General features: G+C 63.1%; 1 protein-coding gene. It reads left to right on the plus strand.

Features of this window, described 5'->3' with window-relative positions; all coding sequences use genetic code 11:
• The coding region (locus SB772_RS39175) for a citrate/2-methylcitrate synthase (protein WP_410838412.1) at positions 1 to 450 on the plus strand (450 nt) is incomplete at both ends.

Raw genomic sequence — 450 nt, forward strand, 5'->3', positions numbered from 1 at the left:
ATCGCCGACAAGCTGATGGCCTCGCTCGGCTCGATGCTGCTGTACTGGTATCACTACTCGCACAACGGCAAGCGCATCGAAGTCGAAACCGACGACGATTCGATCGGCGGCCATTTCCTGCACCTGCTGCACGGCGTGGAGCCGTCGAAGGCGTGGGTCGACGCGATGCATGTGTCGCTGAACCTGTACGCCGAGCATGAATTCAACGCATCGACCTTCACCGGCCGCGTGATCGCCGGCACGGGCTCGGATATCTATTCGGCCATCACCGGTGCAATCGGTGCGCTGCGCGGTCCGAAGCACGGCGGCGCGAACGAAGCCGCGTTCGAGATCCAGTCGCGCTACCAGACGCCCGACGAAGCCGAAGCGGACATCCGCCGTCGCGTCGAGAACAAGGAGGTGGTGATCGGTTTCGGTCACCCGGTGTACACGATCTCCGATCCGCGCAAC

Origin of the sequence: Paraburkholderia sp. SIMBA_030 (assembly GCF_046535245.1) — a bacterium.
Lineage (GTDB): Bacteria > Pseudomonadota > Gammaproteobacteria > Burkholderiales > Burkholderiaceae > Paraburkholderia.